Source organism: Lonsdalea britannica (assembly GCF_003515985.1).
Taxonomy (GTDB): Bacteria; Pseudomonadota; Gammaproteobacteria; order Enterobacterales; family Enterobacteriaceae; genus Lonsdalea; species Lonsdalea britannica.
This window is the reverse complement of record NZ_CP023009.1, coordinates 2,632,715-2,651,241: the sequence shown is the minus strand read 5'-3', so window position 1 is coordinate 2,651,241 and position 18,527 is coordinate 2,632,715. Positions and strand designations below refer to the sequence as shown.

General features: G+C 52.7%; 17 protein-coding genes. All 17 read right to left on the bottom strand.

Annotated features, from left to right (window positions below; all coding sequences use genetic code 11):
• Nucleotides 1–8: 8 nt before the first annotated feature.
• Nucleotides 9–731 (bottom strand): RNA polymerase sigma factor FliA, encoded by a 723-nt coding sequence (locus CKQ53_RS12115; RefSeq protein ID WP_085653721.1) that lies wholly within the window; start codon nt 729–731, stop codon nt 9–11.
• A 410-nt stretch (nt 732–1,141) separates the two neighbouring features.
• Nucleotides 1,142–1,972, bottom strand: a complete 831-nt coding sequence (locus tag CKQ53_RS12110) for a glycosyltransferase family 2 protein (RefSeq protein ID WP_139824044.1) — start codon at nt 1,970–1,972, stop codon at nt 1,142–1,144.
• Nucleotides 1,973–2,045: 73 nt separating this feature from the next.
• On the bottom strand, nt 2,046–5,591 hold the full coding sequence (locus CKQ53_RS12105; protein ID WP_162896357.1) for a glycosyltransferase: 3,546 nt from the start codon (nt 5,589–5,591) through the stop codon (nt 2,046–2,048).
• A gap of 232 nt (nt 5,592–5,823) precedes the next feature.
• Nucleotides 5,824–6,930, bottom strand: a complete 1,107-nt coding sequence (locus tag CKQ53_RS12100; protein WP_094118288.1) for a FliC/FljB family flagellin — start codon at nt 6,928–6,930, stop codon at nt 5,824–5,826.
• Nucleotides 6,931–7,237: 307 nt separating this feature from the next.
• The gene (gene fliR, locus CKQ53_RS12095; protein WP_094118289.1) at nt 7,238–8,020 is read right to left on the bottom strand and encodes a flagellar biosynthetic protein FliR; all 783 of its coding nucleotides are present in this window, start codon (nt 8,018–8,020) and stop codon (nt 7,238–7,240) included.
• A 2-nt stretch (nt 8,021–8,022) separates the two neighbouring features.
• Nucleotides 8,023–8,292, bottom strand: a complete 270-nt coding sequence (gene fliQ, locus CKQ53_RS12090; protein ID WP_085653716.1) for a flagellar biosynthesis protein FliQ — start codon at nt 8,290–8,292, stop codon at nt 8,023–8,025.
• Between the two features lie 21 nt (nt 8,293–8,313).
• Complete coding sequence (fliP, locus tag CKQ53_RS12085) at nt 8,314–9,045, bottom strand: flagellar type III secretion system pore protein FliP (RefSeq protein ID WP_176223476.1); 732 nt, start codon at nt 9,043–9,045, stop codon at nt 8,314–8,316.
• Nucleotides 9,046–9,074: 29 nt separating this feature from the next.
• A complete protein-coding gene (gene fliO / locus CKQ53_RS12080; protein ID WP_094118291.1) occupies nt 9,075–9,491 on the bottom strand; it encodes a flagellar biosynthetic protein FliO in 417 nt (138 codons plus the stop codon).
• 3 nt (nt 9,492–9,494) lie between these two features.
• A complete protein-coding gene (gene fliN / locus CKQ53_RS12075; RefSeq protein WP_094118292.1) occupies nt 9,495–9,908 on the bottom strand; it encodes a flagellar motor switch protein FliN in 414 nt (137 codons plus the stop codon).
• Nucleotides 9,901–10,914: a flagellar motor switch protein FliM gene (fliM, locus tag CKQ53_RS12070; RefSeq protein ID WP_085653384.1), complete on the bottom strand. Its 1,014-nt coding sequence runs from the start codon at nt 10,912–10,914 to the stop codon at nt 9,901–9,903. Before fliM ends, fliN begins: the two co-directional genes overlap by 8 nt.
• Nucleotides 10,915–10,919: 5 nt before the next feature.
• Nucleotides 10,920–11,399, bottom strand: coding sequence for a flagellar basal body-associated protein FliL (gene fliL, locus CKQ53_RS12065; protein WP_085653383.1), 480 nt, complete (start codon nt 11,397–11,399; stop codon nt 10,920–10,922).
• Between the two features lie 133 nt (nt 11,400–11,532).
• On the bottom strand, nt 11,533–13,041 hold the full coding sequence (locus CKQ53_RS18775; RefSeq protein WP_094118293.1) for a flagellar hook-length control protein FliK: 1,509 nt from the start codon (nt 13,039–13,041) through the stop codon (nt 11,533–11,535).
• Nucleotides 13,038–13,484: a flagellar export protein FliJ gene (gene fliJ, locus CKQ53_RS12055; RefSeq protein WP_085653381.1), complete on the bottom strand. Its 447-nt coding sequence runs from the start codon at nt 13,482–13,484 to the stop codon at nt 13,038–13,040. The genes CKQ53_RS18775 and fliJ overlap by 4 nt, the downstream gene beginning before the upstream one ends.
• Before the next feature lie 83 nt (nt 13,485–13,567).
• On the bottom strand, nt 13,568–14,926 hold the full coding sequence (gene fliI / locus CKQ53_RS12050; RefSeq protein WP_094118294.1) for a flagellar protein export ATPase FliI: 1,359 nt from the start codon (nt 14,924–14,926) through the stop codon (nt 13,568–13,570).
• Nucleotides 14,926–15,624, bottom strand: a complete 699-nt coding sequence (gene fliH, locus CKQ53_RS12045) for a flagellar assembly protein FliH (RefSeq protein WP_094118295.1) — start codon at nt 15,622–15,624, stop codon at nt 14,926–14,928. Before fliH ends, fliI begins: the two co-directional genes overlap by 1 nt.
• Nucleotides 15,617–16,609 (bottom strand): flagellar motor switch protein FliG, encoded by a 993-nt coding sequence (gene fliG, locus CKQ53_RS12040; protein WP_085653378.1) that lies wholly within the window; start codon nt 16,607–16,609, stop codon nt 15,617–15,619. The genes fliH and fliG overlap by 8 nt, the downstream gene beginning before the upstream one ends.
• Nucleotides 16,606–18,345, bottom strand: coding sequence for a flagellar basal-body MS-ring/collar protein FliF (fliF, locus tag CKQ53_RS12035; protein WP_118895029.1), 1,740 nt, complete (start codon nt 18,343–18,345; stop codon nt 16,606–16,608). The genes fliG and fliF overlap by 4 nt, the downstream gene beginning before the upstream one ends.
• Between the last annotated feature and the right edge of the window lie 182 nt (nt 18,346–18,527).

Genomic DNA, 18,527 nt, shown 5'->3' with positions numbered 1-18,527 from the left:
CTTCCAAATTAACTTTCATTCATTAATTTAACGCGCAGGCGCTTAATCGCTTGGCTATGTAATTGACTCACCCGTGACTCCCCAACCTCCAGAACCGCACCGATCTCTTTTAAATTGAGCTCTTCCTGATAGTAGAGGGTCAAGACGAGTTTTTCGCGTTCTGGAAGATTATCGATGGCATCCATAACACGCTGACGGAGGTTGACGTCCATAAGCTGTTTCAGTGGATTAGCATCTTCGTTGCCTTCCAGTAAGGCTTCGGCGCTATCGCCATGTTCCTCACGCCATTCGTCGTAAGAAAATAGCTGGCTGTTATTGGTATCGAGCAGGATCTGACGATAGTCCTCAAGGGAGATATCGAGAATTTGCGCCACTTCTTGTTCCGTTGGCGCTCGGCCCAGCTGTTGCTCGGCCTGTTGCATGGCATGAGCAACTTCTCGCGCGTTACGCCGCACGCTACGTGGGGCCCAGTCGCGACTGCGCAATTCGTCCAACATGGCGCCACGGATGCGCTGAACGGCATAAGTGGTGAATGCCGTCCCCTGCAGGGAATCGTAACGCTCAACTGCGCTGAGCAGCCCGATGCCGCCGGCCTGAAGAAGGTCGTCAAGTTCCACGCTTGCGGGTAAACGAACCTGCAAACGAAGAGCCTCATGGCGCACTAATGGTATATAGCGCTTCCATAAGGAATTTTTGTCCATTGTTCCTTCAGCGGTATACAGCTCACTCACAGTGACAAACACCTAGATAATAAAGTTATCGGTACTATTATGCGTTCGTATAGTGTAGCCAATCGAATGAATAGGCGTGAAAAAAGTATGCTATTTAAGATATACAAGAAAGGTAAGGAAGTTTTACACCGCTATCTGGCTGCCGCCAGATTATTGAAAATAAGTAAGATAAAGAATCATACCACCCAATGAGCAGGACACCATTTATGTCCAGGGTGTAGAAATGTGGCCGCGTATTTTAACCTCTGTAATTAAATATGTCTTCACTCTTTGAAAAATTATCGTTTTTACAAAAAAACGACCATTTCGTTTGAAAAGACTCCGGCCCAAAACCCTCCCCCATTTATTTTGACCAACGAAACGAACGTGGTTGATCTCGATAAAGTCGCGAGGGTTTTGGCCATCAGCAGCTACCGCCTATTCTGGCGCGTTTTCATTTGAAACAGCGTCGGTTTCGCGTACCGCCGCTTAATATCTTTCAATATTTTTAACGTTTCTGTCGGACCTAAGTCCGGGACATCTTTCACCCGCACACCGTGTTTATCACGAAAATAGTTAAGCGCTGCTTTTTGATTCTTGGTGTAATTTTCTTGGGAGAAAATGGTCGAATGCTCAAAGTCTTTATGGTCAAAGCCAATAAAGTCTTTCGCGTTATCGATATCCGCAAAATACCAGAATGGCGGATGCATGCCCGCGTTTATAATCGCCAGCGTATGGTCCACATGCTCTAACGCGTTGTAATAGGTTTCGTCCATATATCCCACACGGTCAATACACGCCTTCGAGTAGTAAACAAATGCGCCGTCGCATGTCTGATACAGTTGAATTCGACCACCAGCATAATCCGCGTTCATTTTCGGTTTAACCACTTCATCGAGACAGGCAGGCGTCGCCTGACTGAACATGAAATGTTGAATACCGCTGATCCTTGATGCCTGAATATATCGCTCGAATACGGATTTGTTTTTGATATAGACATCATCCTCAATCAAGAAAAAATGGTCGACATTGCGTTCATGTAAATACCGTAACGCAATGTTTTTACTTTTTCCTACCCCCAGGTTTTCGGGGTTATTGATCAACGTATGCGTGATCTCATGAAACTCGGAGAAAAGATGACCATCATTCACAATGACAAGTTCATCCAGAATATCCATCGGCAAGGAGCGATAGAGCTTGATTAACTCATCTGGACGATTATGAGTTATTATCCCTACCCCAATTTTTTTTCCGTTAATCATATTTCATCTGCTCAATGAACCAAAAAAGTCTAGCCGGGGTCGGCGATCGTTGCGTCCCCCGGAGAATGTCACATTAATCCGGCAGCCAGGCTTTCTGCCACAACAGCAAATTATCGCCGCTGAGCATCCAGTCACGGTAAACCGCCTGGCGTAATTCGTCCCCCATTCGCGCAGTCGCGTCGAGGTCGGCCAGATGCATGCGGATCGCATCCATCCAGTCTTTATAGCGGTTGCGTACGCGAGTGACCGGCAGGTCGCACTGGTAAGGCTCGATATCCGTACAAATAACCGGATACCCGCAGGCCCCGTACTCCAACAAGCGCAAGTTACTCTTACAGCGGTTGAAGATATTCTCTTCCAGCGGCGCCAGGGCCAAATCCAGGTTCAGTGAAGCCAATTTCTGCGGGTAAAAATCGATATCCACCCCTTTGTGGAATTCATGGATATAGGGGCGTAATTTTTCAGGGCACATCCCGAAGAAGACCCACTCCACTTCATCCGCCAAATCCCGCACGATATCGGCGATCAGTTCCAGATCCCCGGTATGGCTGCTCCCCCCGCCCCAACCAATGCGGGGTTTCTTGCCCTGACGCCGCAGGGAGCTGAGATTAGACCACCACGCCACCGGCAACCGGTTTTCGACCACGTGAATATTGTCGTGGATACCCGCGAACGCCTCCGCCATCGGCTGCGTCGAGACCACAAAACGGTCCATGAACCCCAGACTCTTACGCATCGCTTTCAGTGCGTCTTTGGGGAGCCCGGCTCTGTGCACGCTTTTCAGCGGGATATTAGGGAGGTAGTCGTCCAGCTCATATACCTTGAACGTATTGTTGAGCTTGCTGATTCTCTCGATCCAGTCATGAAAATACGCCGACACCTGTTTTTGAAGCACCAGCACCTCAGGATCATAACGCGTCAGCGTCGGAGTATTCAGATAAACATTGGAGAGCTTGCCATCGATCATGCTGGCCTCTTTCAGCGCATTGAACGGCTTGATGATGCGATAGTGGCCGCATCCGGTTTGGTCTGACATATGCGCCATCACCACCGGCAGCGGGCGCCAGGTCAGCGGACGCCAAATGAGTCCAGCATCCTGCTCCATCTCGAACCCGCGTCCATTTAAGGACAGGTTGATGTTGTAGGCAGGATCCCGGGCGATGACCGGAAGCCACTTCTCGTACATTGCCAGCTGTTCGCTCTGGAAACGCTTCCTCTTCGCCTCCTGCGCTGAAGTGTCGACCTTTTTCTGGCTCACGCTACCTTCGTGCATCACTGTGGCAAATGGCGTCCATACGGTGAGATAGCCCGCCTCACGCACTTTCAGACACAGGTCCACATCGTTGTAGGACACTTTAAAGGCCTCTTCATCCAGCCCGTTAACCTGCTGGTAGATGGACTTTCTAATCAGGAGGCAGGCGGCGGTAACGACACTGTAGTTTTGGTCCACTTTCAGGCGTTGCATATAGCCGGGAGCGTCCATCGGATCGCCGTTAAAGGGATGTTCAGCGGGTCCGCGCAGCCCCAGAATAACGCCGCCATGCTGGATGCCGCCATCCGGATAAACCAACTTCGCACCGACAATACCGACTTCGGGGCGTAGCGCGTGGTTAAGCATGTTATCCAGCCAATCCGGCTGCACCACTGCCGTATCGTTGTTGAGCAACAGCAGATAGTCGCCGCGCGCCTGCTCGGCGGCCATATTGTTAATCGCCGAGTAGTTAAAGGCGTGGGGATAACGAATCACGCGGATGCGATTAGGATCGACCTTCGCAAGCCCATCCAACCAGGCTTTCGCCTCAGGCGTTTCGCTGTTGTTGTCGACAATCAGGAGTTCATAATTGCGATAGCGCGTTTTCTCCAGCAGGCTGGTGACGCAGGCGACCAGCACCGGAAGTTCATCTTTGGTAGGGATGATGATAGAGACCAGCGGTGATTCTTGATGGCCGTATACCATCCGATAATGTCCGGGCAAAGTCGCGATGGCTTTACCGGAAGCATAGCCACGGCGCTGAAGATGCCTGTCCAATACGGCGATTTCATCTTCATTGGTCGAAATTTCCAGCTCACCCGAGATGGTGAGGAACTCCGCCAGATGTCCAATGGAACCCATGCCCTGCTGCTCAATCAAGCGCAGGATGTACTCCAGCTCCATGCAACTGGCGTATTTCGTATCGAAACCGCCGAGTGACAAAAACAGCTCGCGGTTGAATAACCAGTGCCGCGTCATGACCGCAGGCAGACTCAGCAGATAGTCCAGATTGAAGTCCGGTCGACATGACAGCCCCAGTTGACCATCTTTACCGCAGATCAGCTCATCGCCATAGATGGCGCTGCAGCCCTGTGCGGTCACCAAACCCAAGCTGGTCATTAGCAGGCCGCCTGCGGTAAAGAGCTCGCCTGCCTCAACCAGCATCAACCAGTCAAAGGTCTGTTCGCGTACCACTTCGTTGAGGGTTCTGACCAGAATTTCCTGACGGATTTCCAGCACCGTACAGGTGGGAAAGCGTGACGCCATTTCCGAGGACGAAGTCAGGATAATGCGCTTAAGCTGGACGCCATCGGATTCGATGGTTTCGAGGCTCTCGACGGTCGCATCTAATTTCTCTTCGTCGCCTTCGGTATCCAGAATGACAATACCGAATTCGCGGCCGTCCAGATGCTGACCTAAATACTCTTTAATGAGCACCGATTCACTGGCGGTCGGGTAACGACTGGCGACCCAGTCCGGCGTGGTGCTTTCTTCCTTTTTACCCTCTAATGCGGCTTTCATGCCTTTTTTGAGGTCAAAGGTGTAAAAATGTTCTTTTTGGTCCAGATCGGCAATCTCGAGCACGTCCGTATTTTCAACGTCGCGCGCGAAAAAGATCGAGTTTTGGACCTCGCGGAAGTAGGCCGCCTGTTCCTGGAACTCCGCTCCGCTGATGGAACCGTCCACCCTCTCCGCAGGTACACGCCGGTCGGTCAGCGGCTCGGACAACATCGCCAGATCGCCATCGCGCAGCAGTGCAAGGTAGAAAGCCAGCGGCGCCGTATAGTTCAGCTTGACGCCGTTTAGGGTGAACAGGGTTTTAGGGGACAGCATTTCTTGCCGTACTAAAACGCAGCTCAGTTCCCCAATAAAATTTGTCGCATACTGAGTCAGATAATGAATGACACTCTGTCCACGAATCTGCACGTTGCCGGAAAATGGGTATGCAGTTTCAGCAATGTCATTGAGTATCTGCCCCTCTCCATCAATACGACGGCGGCGTGATGAACTCAACACCACGCTGTCGTCCTCTTCCATCACTGCGGTCAGCAGTCGGACATGGTCTTCTCTCAGGACATCACCGTCGCTGAGGAAGTTGACATATTTACCTTCTGCGAACGTCAGGCTCTCTGCGCAGAGATCGTGTTCAGAAATGTCGCGGGACTCGCAGCGGAAATAGCGAATGGGATGGCGAGACACATCACTGACCTTATACACGGCATTCTCGATGAGCGTGTCGGCGCTGGCGTCATGAACGATGATTTCTACATTGTCATAATCCTGAAGGGTTGCGCTCAACAGTGCGAGTTCAAAGTATCGGGGTTCCTGCGCGGGAATAATGATACTGACGAGTGGGGACTTATTCATGACTAACCCTCTATGTGCATTCGATGTAACCGGACCTGACTCTGTATTGATGTGATGTCCCGATGGTGGACAGGACATCCCAATCTAATAATAAGATGCTGAATACCAGCTCAAATACGTGAATTCATCTTCTTTATACCGGCTAATCTCGGTATTGCCCGCGCGCGGGCGATCTTCAGCATAAAAAAAGCCCCGCCAGAGGCGGGGCTTTTTAGACAGAAGAGGAAACAGATTACTGCAGCAGAGACAGAACGGTCTGCGGAACCTGGTTCGCCTGCGCCAATACTGAAGTACCAGCCTGTTGCAGGATCTGAGCCTTGCTCATGTTGGAAACTTCTGTAGCGTAGTCAGCATCCTGGATACGAGACTGTGCTTCGCTCAGGTTGGTAGACGTGCTGGTCAGGTTGTTGATGGTGGAGTCAAAACGGTTCTGAATCGCACCCAGGTTACTACGCATGTCATCTACGGTAGACAGTGCTTTATCCAGAGTCGTCAACGGGTTTTCCGTCGCAACGCCAGTCAGGTTGTCGGTAGAAGCATCAACGGTCACGGTCATCGCGCCATCGTCAGTGATGGAGATGTCGTTAGAAGTCAGTTTGTAGTAAGCAGTAGCACCAGATGCGCCAACGCCTTCAACGTCTGCAGTCAGAGTACCGCTAACGAAGTAGTTACCGTTGGAGTCAGAAACCAGGCCGGTAGCATCCAGAGAAGAAGTACCAGAGAAGCTTACTGACGCATTAGCGCTCAGCGTGATGCTGTTGTAGGTAGAACCGCTTGCAACAGCAGTCGTTGCGCTGCTTGCAGGACCATCGACGTTGAAGCCAGTCAGGTTCAGAGAAGCAGTGTTAACTTTCTGCAGGTTGATGCTGATGGTCTGACCATCCTGAGAACCAACCTGGATAGAGATGGAAGTTTTGCTACCATCCAGCACTTTCACGCCGTTGAAGTCGGTCTGCTGAGAGATACGGTCAACTTCAGACAGACGCTGAGTGATTTCGTCCTGGATTGACTGCAGGTCGGAAGCAGAGTTAGTACCGTTCTGAGACTGTACGGTCAGAGTACGGATAGCCTGCAAGTTGTCGTTGATTTCGTCCAGTGCGCCTTCAGTGGTCTGCGCCAGAGAGATACCATCGCTTGCGTTGCTGGAAGCCTGAGTCAAACCGTTGATGCTGGAAGTGAAACGGTTAGAGATAGCCTGACCAGCGGCGTTATCTGCAGCGCTGTTGATTTTCAGACCAGAGGACAGACGTTCGATCGCGGTGCTCAGAGAAGACTGAGATTTGTTCAGGTTATTCTGTGCAACCAGCGAGATGCTGTTGGTGTTAATTACTTGTGCCATAAGAGATTTCCTTTTAGATATCCGTCAGGACTTAAATCGTTAGGGTTCAGGCTTTTCTGCCCACGGCGTCAACCACCGTCTACAGAAATATCGGCGTTGCCCTAATGATCTTTAGCAATTAAAACCAATATTTTTAAAAGTGATATTTTTCATGGAGTTAAAATAAAAAAACCTCAACGAGGAAGCGTTATTTTAACAAGTGATGCGGTATAAATCGGGTTTCGGCGCTTATTTTTCACACAAAAAAACGATAGCGCCTTGAATTTTTGTGGTTCATCGACCCCGCCTGCGACAACTTAAAACACCCTTACAGATTAAAGTTTGTCACCAGCGTAGCAATCATATCGAAGAACTCGCTAAAAAGATGCTCGGCGAATTGAGGTATCAGCATCATCAACGTACCTATCGTCATAATCCCCACCGTCAGCGTCACGGGAAAACCAATGACAAACACGGACAGCTGCGGGGTCATTCGGTTTAGCAAACCGAGAGCCAGGTTGAGAACCAGCAGCAGCGTCACCAACGGCAGCGCCAGCATCAGTCCATTAATAAAGATAAGACTGCCTGCGCGTGCAATAGAGTAGAAGACATTGGTGTCGATGGGCGACGTATCGATCGGAATCACATGAAAACTATCGGCAAGCATGGAGATCAGCCAAAGGTGTCCATCAAACGCCAGAAACAACAGCATAGCCAGCAGGTTGAGAAAGCGCGCCAGCACCGGCATGTTCGGCCCACCGGACGGATCGAAGAACGTCGCGAACGACAGCCCCATCTGTAAGCCAATCACCTCCCCGGCCATACGGAAGGTCGCGAACGCCAACTGCATCGTGAAACCGATACACGTGCCGATCAATATCTGTTTGACCAACAGCCAAAGCCCTTCGGCGGAGAAAATGGGGACGGGTGTAATGGTAAGGTGCGGGCCAATCAGAAACGTCGCCAGCAGACCCAGACCAATTTTGGCCTTGGTGGTAATTTCTTTTTCGTTAAGTACCGGAGCCGTAGAGATGAGCGCCATCAGGCGTATAAAAGGCCAGAAGAATTGGTTGAGCCAGTAGTAGATATCAGCGCTGGTAATGTCAATCATGCTTAGCCGATCATGGTAGGCAAATTGCTAAACAAGGTACGCATGTAATCAAGAAACAGTCCGAGCATCCAGGGACCGGCAATAATAATCGTCAGGAAGACGGCCAAAATCTTCGGAATAAAGGACAGCGTCATTTCGTTAATCTGCGTTGCCGCCTGCAAAATACTCACGATTAACCCGGTAACCAGCGCAGCCAGCAACAAAGGCGCGGCTAACGCCAACGCCACTTTCATTGCTTCACTGCCTAACGCCATGACCGACTCAGGAGTCATAAAATATCCTAATGCTCAATGTTAACTGTAAAAACTCTGCACCAATGAGCTTAGCAGCAGCTGCCAACCGTCAACCAGTACAAACAGCATAAGCTTAAACGGAAGAGAGACCGTCGCCGGAGGCACCATCATCATCCCGAGCGCCATCAACACACTGGCGACCACTAAGTCGATAATCAGGAAAGGAATAAAAACGGTAAAACCGATCTGAAATGCCGTTTTGAGTTCACTGGTGACAAACGCAGGCACCAACACCCGCATAGGTATGGCCTCTGGGCCTTCCAGCGGCGGAATATCCGCCAGTCGGGTAAACAGAGCCAAATCCGTTTCGCGCGTCTGACGCAGCATAAACTGACGCACCGGAGCCGAACCGCGATCAATCGCCACTTCCATGGAGATCTTCTCCTGACTGAATGGCAGATACGCGTCCTGATACACCTTGGTGATCACCGGCGACATAATGAAGAAGGTCAGAAACAGGCTCAACCCAACAATAATCTGGTTGGGCGGCGCCGTGGCGGTCCCCATGGCGTTTCTTAACAGACTCAGCACGATGATGATGCGGGTAAAGCTGGTCATCATCAGCAATACGGCAGGGATAAACGTCAAAGACGTCAGCAGAACCATCGTCTGGATCGGCAGTGACCAGCTCTGCGCCCCATTGGCCATTGGCTGACTAATGATGCCCGGCAGCTGCGCCCAGGCGTTTGGCGCGATAAAGACCATCACGCCGGCAAATAAAACGCGCCGCAACAGCCGCGCCCATCGAGATGAAAACCTGTTCATTCTGACTTTTCCGAACGATTCATGACCTTACTGAGGAGTTTGCGAAAGTCGGCAGGATTAGCTGGGGCTGAAGCTTGAGCGGCATCGACCGCTTTTGCCGGCAGCGTGTGCAGCGGCGTCACTTGCTGCGCCGTCACGCCGAGAACCAGCCAGGTATCGTCGACTTCAACGATCACCACCTTCTCGCGTTGCCCGACTGGACAACTCGATATGACTTTCATCATCTGATTATTGCGGGCCTGAGGCGTCACGCCGAGTTTTTTGGCGAGCCAGGCTAATAGAAGGATAAACAGGAGAATGCCTCCCAGCACAGAGCTAACCTGCGTCAGCGCCGAGCCGGGAGTTTGTGACGGGGCCTGGCTATGCGCCGGCACCGTCACGGATGCGGAGGTCTGCTCCTGAGTTTGCGCCATAGGTTAGCGACTCAGGCGACGCATACGCTCAGACGGAGTGATGATATCAGTGATACGTACGCCGTATTTATCGGCCACCACCACCACTTCGCCCTGTGCGATCAGATAGCCGTTGATCAGGATATCCAACGGTTCGCCGGCCAGACCATCCAGCGCGACCACTGAACCTTGTGAAAGGCGCAGCAGTTCTTTAATAGTCATTTTTGTTCGACCCAGCTCCACCGTCAGTTTGACCGGGATATCCAGAATCAGATCGATGTCCTGAGACATTCCAGGCGCGGCGTCGGCATCCAGCGACTTGAATACGCCTTCGCTACCGCTTTCGTCTTTTTCCGCGGCTTGCTGCTCATTAAATGCATCAGCCCACAGATCGTCCACGGATTCTTTTTCTTCGGACGGGTTCTTGGTGTCACTCATGGGGCTGTCCCTCGTTGTTCAGAGAAGTCAAAATTGGATTCACTAACTGTTCGACTCGAAGAGCATATTGTCCTTTGTAGGTGCCGTACTGACCGGTCAATACTGGTACACCGTCGACATGGGCAATGATGCTGTCAGGTTTTTCTATAGGCAATACATCGCCCGGCTGTAACTTCAGCACTTTGGACAACCGCAGCGACACATCGGTAAAGTTGGCGACCAGCTCCAGCTCAGAATGCTGAACTTGCTTGGCCAACGTATCCCTCCAGCTCTGATCTTCCTGCCGTGAGTTCTCCATCGGAGGATTCACCAGCAGTTCGCGCAGCGGCTCGATCATGGCAAAAGGAATACAAATATTGAATTCGCCGGTCAGGTTGCCGATTTCCACGTGGAAAGGCGTGGTTACCACGATATCGTTAGGCGATGTCGTGATGTTGGTAAACTTGACCTGCATTTCGGAACGTACGTATTCCACGTCCAACTTGTAGATCGCGTTCCACGCATCGCCGTAGGCTTCCAACGCCAGGCGCAGCATTCTTTTCACCACGCGCTGTTCGGTGTGGGTGAACTCTCGCCCTTCCACCTTGGTTGGGAAACGCCCATCGCCGCCAAACAGATTATCTACCGCGATAAAAACCAGGCTCGGAGAAAACACGAACAGCGCGGTGCCGCGTAGCGGCTTCAGATGAATCAGGTTGAGGTTGGTCGGCACCGGCAGGTTACGCGCAAAATCATGATACGGCTGGATTTTGATAGGTCCGGCAGTAATATCCGGGCTACGACGCAACAGGTTGAACAGCCCCATGCGGAACTGACGGGCAAAGCGCTCATTAATAATTTCTAACGACTGCAAGCGCTCACGAACAACACGCCGTTGCGTATTGGGGTCGTAAGGCCGGATATCGCTCTCGGGGCCAGAGGCCGACTTGGCTTTGCTATCGCCGTCGTCACTGTCACCGTTGAGCAATGCGTCAATTTCTGCCTGGGAAAGAATACTGTCACTCATAATATTTATCGCAGTATAAAAGCGGTGAACAGAACATCCGTGACCACCTGGTTGGGTTGCCCTTGAACCAGAGGCGGGCTAAGAACCTGTTTAATCTCGTCAATCAGCTTCTGCTTACCTTGTTCGTTTGCCAGAGCGGCCGAATCCTGTCGGGAAAGCAACAACAGCAAGCGGCTGCGTACTTCCGGCAAATAGCGGGTGAAGCGGCTCTTGGTTTCTTCATCTGGCAAACGCAGGGTGAACCCAACGTACAACACACGATCGGGATTGTTATCCGGATTAACCAAGTTAACAGTGAATGTATCCAATGGCATGAATACAGGTTCCGGGGGAGGCACTTCTTTTGCCACCGTTGGCTCAGCGTTTTTATGATAAAAGAACCACCAACCGGTGCCGGCGGCACATGTCGCTACCAATGCGATAACGATTAGCAGCATTAACAAGACAGAACGCTTGCGTCCCGACTGTGATTTTTCTTCAGCCATAGACTAAGATAATTCCTATACTCATTGCCATTGATGCAGCTCTGTGCTGCATATACCCCGTAATTATCCCGTCTATTCCGTCGTTCAATACGGTGAATAGACGAGAAAAATCACACTAGCTTACTGATTTGCCTCACGCAAAAGTATCGACGCCGCTCGAGGAGGACGCAATTCTCTGGAGTGAAACTGGCACATCCACGATTTCCATGTGGGTGTCAAGGCTGCTCGAGTACTGAGACGAGGACGAACCGCCGCCGGTGCTCTGCTGCTGCCCCTGCTGCCATTCGGAGCCAGCGAAGGTCTCGCTGCCGACACTACTCTGGTTCAGCGTGATACCGCTCTCAGACAACGCCGTTCTCAGCTGCGGCATCGCAGCTTCCAACGCGGCTCGAACCTGTCCATGCGCTGAGGCAAGGTGGATTTGAGCCTGGTTATCATCCATCTTCATGCTGACCTGAATCGCGCCAAGCTCCTGCGGATGCAGACGCAGCTCAACGTTTTGCTGATTGTTACGCGTAAACATCACAACCTGCTGGCTGAGCGCCTGTTGCCACTCATCGCTGCCCAGACGTGATGTCAGTACCGCGGTTTGTGGTGTCGCCGCAGCGGAGGTATTGGCCTGGGTGCTGTTGAGTGCGCCCAAAGCGCTATTTACCGTCGCAGCGCTGGAATTACTGTTGGTGGAAGACGGCTCTTGCGTGACCTTAAAGGCGTTGCTCACGGCAGCGCTGATGTCCGCAGACTGAACTTTGTTCGACGTCGCAGTCGTATCAACTACGATGCTTTTCAGGTCAGTCGAATCGTCGTCTTTCGCAGTTCCTTTCGACACTGATTTGCCGGAAACGCGGCCTAAAATATCCGTTAATGCGTCATCGTCATCCTGCCCCGTCGTCGTATCATCAGCGACGGCGTTGAGCATCGAAGTCAGAGACGTGCTCTGCTGACCATCGGTCAACGTCTGTAAAGCATTTTGTCCGTCCACGGTCAGGGCGGCAACACCTTCACTCTGTGGGGTTATCGGCTGCGGCGTCACTTTCTGTAGCTGCGGCGCCAATCCCGCGCCCAGCATAGCCATGATCGTCGACGAGGCATCCTGATCGGCCGTCGTGACCGAAATTCCGGTATCCGTGGCGACCTGGTCGCCCAGCGTTAATGCCGCGTCATCGCGCTCAGCAGCCGCATCCGTTTTCGTAGCCGTGCTCGCGGTTTGCGCCGCTGTCGACTTACCGTGCGTCGCGTGCGATTGCTTTAACAATGCGCTCAGCGAAGACTGTACTGGCGATTCCGCGGACACCGACGTATCTTCGCCTGCGTTCGCCTCAGCAGTCTGCGCATCCACATCCTCATTGTCGTCAGCCTGTTTTGCCGACGTATTTTCGGTTTTAGGCGTCGTGTTGGACGTGGACTGAGCCGTAGTTTGTTTTACCGGCTGTGGCTGTGATTCTTTATTCTGAGCGTTTTGAGAAGCCGTGTTCGACGTATTCTGCTGTGTCCGATTTTGCTCTTCATTCAGGTGTGACGAAAACAGCGCCGTAAAGCTGTTAGGCTGTGACGCATTACTGTCTTTGTTAGTGCTGGACGAGGTCGAATCAGTTCGAGCCGTCTCAGACGCTGAAAGAGCAGTAACAGTAGATAGATTCATGGATTCAGTTTCCTCAATGACGAGCGCTGTGCAAATTCATCCATCAGTTTCTGGTCTCGACGGTTCTCACGAACCAATAGTTCCTGAGCCGCCCGTTCTTTTAATGTCTCAAACGCATTCAGCCGTTGACGCTTCGCCTGCCAGGTTTTCATGGCTTGCTCTAAGCGCTGTGCCCAAACGGCCAGCTGTTTGCGATGTTGTTCGATGGCCAACTCAAGCGTTTTTATAAACTGCTGATAGTTGTACCAATTCGCTGCGTTAATACCGCTGCCCATCGTTTGCTGCAGCTGTACACGGTAGTCATCTTCATACCCGAGCAACATATCGAGCTGCTGTTGCGCCTGAACGTGTGACTGACGGATCTGCCCCAGCAGAGTAGCGGCATCGTCCACTTCCTGCTGAGCCAGTTCGCGAAGTTTGTCGAGAGGAGTTTCAGTTTTCATAGTACCTCAATCACGTACAGTTACCGGCGGCTTACTGATTCAGCCCCTGTCGGGTAAAGCCTACGGCCTTGGTAATCAATACACTACATGCCGAACAGCGCATTCAATTGCTGCAATGCCTGCTGTTCGTCGCAACGTTCGAACATCCCCTGTTGTAAAAACGCTTCCATCTGCGGATAGAGCTGTATGGCCTGATCCAGCAAGGGGTCGGTTCCCGATGCGTAGGCACCCACGCTAATCAAATCCTTGTTCCGCTGATATACCGATAGCAACTGCTTAAATTGCCTTACTTTGGCGTAATGTGATTCGTCGATCAAAGCGGTCATCGCACGGCTAATCGACGCTTCGATATCAATTGCCGGGTAATGGCCGGATTCAGCCAGCTGTCGGGACAGCACAATATGCCCATCCAGAATGGCCCTGGCGGAGTCGGCGATCGGGTCTTGCTGATCGTCGCCTTCCGTCAATACGGTGTAAAACGCCGTAATGGAGCCCCCGCCATGCATACCGTTACCCGCACGTTCAACCAACGCAGGCAGCTTCGCGAAGACCGAGGGCGGATAGCCCTTGGTCGCCGGCGGCTCTCCGATGGCCAGTGCGATTTCTCGCTGCGCCATCGCGTAACGCGTCAGGGAGTCCATAATCAACAGAACATGGTGTCCCTTATCGCGAAAATCCTCCGCGATACGAGTGGCGTACGCCGCCCCCTGCATACGCAGTAGCGGGGAAACGTCAGCCGGGGCGGCAATCACGACCGCTCGGGCACGGCCTTCGGGCCCCAAAATGTTTTCGATGAAGTCTTTAACCTCACGGCCACGTTCGCCGATCAGGCCTACCACAATGACATCAGCTTCAGTATAGCGGGCCATCATGCCCAGCAGCACACTTTTACCCACGCCGGAACCCGCGAACAGGCCCATACGCTGCCCTCGTCCGACGGTCAACAACGCGTTGATAGCCCGGACGCCGACGTCAAGCACGTGATCGATCGGCGTTCGTTGCAGAGGGTTAACCGGCTGCGTGATCAACGGCGCTTTGAATCCCGTTTCCGGCAGCGGCAACCCATCCAGCGGTTTACCTGCGCCGTCCAGGATCCTACCCAGCAGCTCAGGCCCCAGCGGGAGCTTTTTACCTTCATGCTTCTCTCCCCCGCGGGCGTAAACGCGCGCGCCGGGAATAATGCCTTCGACTTCTTCCAGCGGCATCAGAAATAATCTTTGCCCATTAAAACCGACGACTTCGCTTTCGACTTCTTCGACTTTGTCGCCGTTGGCACGTTCCACAAAACAGGTCGCGCCCAGCGGCAAATGCAGCCCAGAGGCTTCAAGTACCAGTCCCGTCGCGCGAGTGAGACGCCCGTAGCGACGCACGGTTGGCGTCGTAGCGATCTTCTTCTCAAACGAATCCAGCGTAGTCAGCCAGCGAGAGAGTCGGTTCGTCATCACAACTCTCCCGGCGCAGCCATGTGACACAGCTCATGCCAACGTGTCGCGATGCTGGCATCCAGATCGCCATCCTCGGCGCTAACTTTACAGCCGCCTGGATGCAGCTGGTTATCCGCCAGTAGACGCCAGCCATGCTGGGCCAACGTCGGCCCTAACTGCTTCTCTACCCGTTCCATATCAGACGGATGAACGCGTAAATTAGGCTTGCCGCTAAATAAAGGTTCTTGCTGGATCATTTGCTGTATCTGATTCAGCAACGCTGTGCCGTCGCATACCGGCGCCTGACCCAAAACTTGTTTGGCCGCAGTCAGCGCCATTTGCATCAGACGTGCGGTAATGACGCTGTCCAGCGAGTCGAGCGTTTGCTGGAATTCGGTCACCATCTGCTGCATCTGCTCAGTCAGCTTTTCCTGCTGCTGTTTTTCTTCCTGCGCGCCCTGCTGACGACCTTCGGCCAGACCGGTTTGGTAACCTTCGTCGTAGCCTCTTTGCTGACCGTCTTTATAGCCGGCATCTTTCGCTTTGAGCTGAACCTCTTCGCGCAGCAGTTCCAGTGACTCCAACGCCTCGACCGGAGAAGTGTCTTCGTCTTCCGAATCGGAGGGCGCGGTTTCTTCCTGCTGAAGCGACGGCGGCGGCGCCGCCAAATCGGTCAGAGTCCAGGGACGCCAGGGTAAGTCATTGGTATTAGACATACGCATCCTCGCCGCCACCGATGATCATCTCGCCGCTGTCTGCCAGACGACGAACGATAAGCAGGATGGCCTTCTGTTCGTTCTCGACCTGAGACATACGTACCGGTCCACGCGTCGCCAGGTCGTCGCGCAGGATTTCTGCGGCACGCTGGGACATGTTGCGCAGGAACTTCTCGCGCAGCGGTTCTTCCGCACCCTTCAGGGCTATCAGCAGGGACTCGGACTCCACTTCCTGCAACAAACGCTGAATACTGCGGTCGTCCACTTCGACCAGGTTTTCGAACAGGAACATTTCGTCGATGATTTTCTGCGCCAATTCGCCGTCGAACTCGCGAACGGCGTCGATGACCGCTTCTTCCTGCTGGGTTTTCATCAAGTTGATGATTTCAGCCGCAGTACGAATACCACCCATTTTGCTGCGTTTAAGGTTCTGGCCGTCCAGCAAGCCGTTCAACACTTCGGTCAATTCAGCCAGCGCCGCCGGCTGTACGCCGCCGAAGGTAGCGATACGCAACATGACATCGTTACGCAGACGCTCGTCGAACAGCGCCAGAATATCGGCAGACTGAGCGCGTTTGAGGTGGATAAGGATGGTCGCGATAATCTGCGGATGCTCATCTTTAATCAGGTCAGCAGCCGTCTGCGGTTCCATAAAGTTGAGCGTTTCCATACCGGAAGAGGTTTCTTTGCTTTCCAGAATATCTTCCAGCAAGGTCGATGCACGTTCCTCACCCAGCGCTTTGACCAGAACAGAACGCAGGTAATCACCGGCGTTGACGCTCAGCGCCGCGTACTGTTCAGCAGAAACCTCGAATTCTTTCAGCACTTCCATCAGCTGCTGATTGGACACCTGTTTCATATTCGCCATGGCGGCACTCAGGTGCTGAACTTCACGCGTGGAAAGATGCGTGAAGACTTCAGCAGCGCGGTCTTCGCCGATGGTCATCAGCAAAATAGCGCTCTTATCAGTTCCAGTCATACTCATAGTTCAGTACTCATCCATTGGCGAATTACCAGGGCGCAGACGCGAGGATCGTTCTCGGCCATGTCGCGAATACGCTGGCTTTGCAGCTCAGTATTGACGCGCTGCTGCGATTTACGCTGCAAGTCTTGCTCTTCTTTGCTGAGCTTGACGATAACGTCTGCATCGCTCTCCTGACCGCCAGACAAGCTTTCCGCCAGAGCCTGCTGCTCTTTCTTCTTGAGCTGCAACTGCGGACGTACCATCTTGCGCCACAGGATCCAGGCCACAATCAAGACCAGCAGCCATTTCCCTGCGCTAATCAGCAGATCGAAGAAGGCTTGTTTCTGCCAGAAGGGCAATTCGCTACCGGCATCATTCGATTCTGTAAACGGCGCGTTGACCACATTGATGGTATCGCCACGGTCGGTTGAGAAGCCCATGGCTTCACGTGTCAGCGATTCAATCTGCTTAATCTGCGCATCGTTCAGCGCCGCGGATTTACCCTCAGCGTTAGGCGCGTAGTTAACGACGACCGCGACGGAGAGGCGCTGTACGGCACCGGCGCTTTGCTTGGTATGGCGAATGGTGCGATCGACCTCATAGTTGATGGTCTGATCGCGGCGGTTGTTGGAAGACTGAATGCCGCCGTTCGCTCCGCCCTGATTCGCCCCATTGGCGCCGTTCGCGTTGTTATTAGCACCGTTCGCGTTTGCCTGCTGCTGGCCGTTAGCATTGTTCTGCGCGCCGTTGGCGTTTGGCGCGACAATCGGCGCCGTTGGCGTAGCAGGAGGCTGATTCGATAAAGCTCCCGGGACACCGCCGACGTTTCGCCCGCCTAACTGTTCGCTCTGGCTAGACTGCTGAGAGCGAACGGCGGCCTGATTCGGGGCCTGGTTCGGCTGATACTGCTCATCCGTCTGCTCACGGTTGGAGAAGTCGATCTGGGCAGTCACCTGCGCATGAACGTTACCGGTACCCACAATCGGCGCCAAAATGGCTTCAATACGACGCTGGAAGCGGTTTTCGACTTCGTTAGCGTATTTCAGCTGAGCGGCATTCAGGTCTCGGCCAGCACCGTCCGTCTGCGTCAGCAGCCGGCCATTCTGGTCTACGACGGTCACATTGTCCGGCGGTAAACCCGCGACGCTGCTGGATACCATGTAGACAATGGCGTTGATCTGCCCTTCATCCAGCGCTCTGCCCGGCTGCAAATTCAACGTTACCGATGCGGAGGGCGCTTTTTGTTCACGCACGAACAAGGAAGGTTTCGGGATCGCCAAATGAACCCGCGCTTTCTGCACAGGGCCGAGCGTCTCCATCGTTCGGGAAAGCTCACCTTCCAACGCGCGCTGGTAGTTAACCTGCTCGCTAAACTGGCTGATGCCGAACTTCTCCTGATCGAGAAGCTCGAACCCCACTGAGCCGCCTTTAGGTAGCCCCAACTGTGCGAGTCTCAACCGGGTTTCATAAACATTTTCTGCTGGGATCAGCAAAGCCCCACCGTTATCGCTGAATCGATAAGGGATGTTCATCTGCGTTAGCTGGGTGACGATCTCACCGCCATCCCGATCATTCAGATTGCTATAAAGCACTCTATAATCGGGACTTTTTGCCCATAAAACTAATGCTGTGACAACAGCCACAGCAAAGGCTGCGGCGATTAATAGAGGTACTTTCGGATTAGCACGCAGCCGGTTAAGCACAGCAGTAAATCCGTTGATACTCATTGCGGGCGAACTGCTTTTAGCGGAGCTCATGCACTATTCCTGCCAATTAACATTTTGATAGTTATTAATAAAAACAAAATATACTCCCTGAATAAGCAACGGTTGTTCTAAACATCAACACCCGCCTTTGAGATTTGGGCGATATATTATTTATCCCATAGGGACAATTCTATAGGTGAATTAGCCAAGGTTTTTATGCCTATTTAGAAGCT